The organism is Streptomyces sp. NPDC057963 (assembly GCF_042887155.1).
In the GTDB taxonomy this organism is placed as follows: Bacteria; Actinomycetota; Actinomycetes; order Streptomycetales; family Streptomycetaceae; genus Streptomyces.
On sequence record NZ_JBHVPX010000063.1, the window covers coordinates 1777 to 4275 of the forward strand.

Below are 2499 nucleotides of genomic sequence, written 5' to 3' on the forward strand. Positions count from 1 at the left end.
ACAGTCGTGACTGCGTGCCTTTTGAAGAATGAGCCTGCGAGTTTGCGGTGTGTTGCGAGGTTAACCCGTGTGGGGAAGCCGTAGCGAAAGCGAGTCCGAATAGGGCGGTTGAGTAGCACGCTCAAGACCCGAAGCGGAGTGATCTAGCCATGGGCAGGTTGAAGCGGAGGTAAGACTTCGTGGAGGACCGAACCCACCAGGGTTGAAAACCTGGGGGATGACCTGTGGTTAGGGGTGAAAGGCCAATCAAACTCCGTGATAGCTGGTTCTCCCCGAAATGCATTTAGGTGCAGCGTCGTGTGTTTCTTGCCGGAGGTAGAGCACTGGATAGGCGATGGGCCCTACCGGGTTACTGACCTTAGCCAAACTCCGAATGCCGGTAAGTGAGAGCGCGGCAGTGAGACTGTGGGGGATAAGCTCCATGGTCGAGAGGGAAACAGCCCAGAGCATCGACTAAGGCCCCTAAGCGTACGCTAAGTGGGAAAGGATGTGGAGTCGCAGAGACAACCAGGAGGTTGGCTTAGAAGCAGCCACCCTTGAAAGAGTGCGTAATAGCTCACTGGTCAAGTGATTCCGCGCCGACAATGTAGCGGGGCTCAAGCGTACCGCCGAAGTCGTGTCATTCACACATGAAGGGCCAACGCCTGTGTGGATGGGTAGGGGAGCGTCGTGTGCCGGGTGAAGCAGCCGCGGAAGCGAGTTGTGGACGGTTCACGAGTGAGAATGCAGGCATGAGTAGCGATACACACGTGAGAAACGTGTGCGCCGATTGACTAAGGGTTCCTGGGTCAAGCTGATCTGCCCAGGGTAAGTCGGGACCTAAGGCGAGGCCGACAGGCGTAGTCGATGGACAACCGGTTGATATTCCGGTACCCGCTTTGAAACGCCCAGTACTGAATCAGGCGATGCTAAGTCCGTGAAGCCGGCCCGATCTCTTCGGAGTTGAGGGTAGTGGTGGAGCCGATGAACCAGACTTGTAGTAGGTAAGCGATGGGGTGACGCAGGAAGGTAGTCCAGCCCGGGCGGTGGTAGTCCCGGGGTAAGGGTGTAGGCCGTGTGGTAGGTAAATCCGTCACACATTGAGGCTGAGACCTGATGCCGAGCCGATTGTGGTGAAGTGGATGATCCTATGCTGTCGAGAAAAGCCTCTAGCGAGTTTCATGGCGGCCCGTACCCTAAACCGACTCAGGTGGTCAGGTAGAGAATACCGAGGCGTTCGGGTGAACTATGGTTAAGGAACTCGGCAAAATGCCCCCGTAACTTCGGGAGAAGGGGGGCCATCACTGGTGATTGGATTTGCTCCATGAGCTGGGGGTGGCCGCAGAGACCAGCGAGAAGCGACTGTTTACTAAAAACACAGGTCCGTGCGAAGCCGTAAGGCGATGTATACGGACTGACGCCTGCCCGGTGCTGGAACGTTAAGGGGACCGGTTAGCCGACTTTCGGGTTGGCGAAGCTGAGAACTTAAGCGCCAGTAAACGGCGGTGGTAACTATAACCATCCTAAGGTAGCGAAATTCCTTGTCGGGTAAGTTCCGACCTGCACGAATGGCGTAACGACTTCTCGACTGTCTCAACCATAGGCCCGGTGAAATTGCACTACGAGTAAAGATGCTCGTTTCGCGCAGCAGGACGGAAAGACCCCGGGACCTTTACTATAGTTTGATATTGGTGTTCGGTTCGGCTTGTGTAGGATAGGTGGGAGACTTTGAAGCGGCCACGCCAGTGGTTGTGGAGTCGTCGTTGAAATACCACTCTGGTCGTGCTGGATGTCTAACCTGGGTCCGTGATCCGGATCAGGGACAGTGTCTGATGGGTAGTTTAACTGGGGCGGTTGCCTCCTAAAGAGTAACGGAGGCGCCCAAAGGTTCCCTCAGCCTGGTTGGCAATCAGGTGTTGAGTGTAAGTGCACAAGGGAGCTTGACTGTGAGACCGACGGGTCGAGCAGGGACGAAAGTCGGGACTAGTGATCCGGCAGTGGCTTGTGGAAGCGCTGTCGCTCAACGGATAAAAGGTACCCCGGGGATAACAGGCTGATCTTCCCCAAGAGTCCATATCGACGGGATGGTTTGGCACCTCGATGTCGGCTCGTCGCATCCTGGGGCTGGAGTCGGTCCCAAGGGTTGGGCTGTTCGCCCATTAAAGCGGTACGCGAGCTGGGTTTAGAACGTCGTGAGACAGTTCGGTCCCTATCCGCTGCGCGCGTAGGAATATTGAGAAGGGCTGTCCCTAGTACGAGAGGACCGGGACGGACGAACCTCTGGTGTGCCAGTTGTTCTGCCAAGGGCATGGCTGGTTGGCTACGTTCGGAAAGGATAACCGCTGAAAGCATCTAAGCGGGAAGCCTGCTTCGAGATGAGTATTCCCACCAACTTGATTGGTTAAGGCTCCCAGTAGACGACTGGGTTGATAGGCCAGATGTGGAAGCCTGGTAACGGGTGGAGCTGACTGGTACTAATAGGCCGAGGGCTTGTCCTCAGTTGCTCGCGTCCACTGTGTT

Annotated in this window: 1 rRNA gene (only partly in view); it reads left to right on the forward strand. The window is 56.1% G+C overall.

What is annotated here, in order from left to right:
- Nucleotides 1–2477, forward strand: a 23S ribosomal RNA gene (locus ACFVT1_RS40870); it begins 142 nt to the left of the window's first position.
- Nucleotides 2478–2499 lie beyond the last annotated feature (22 nt).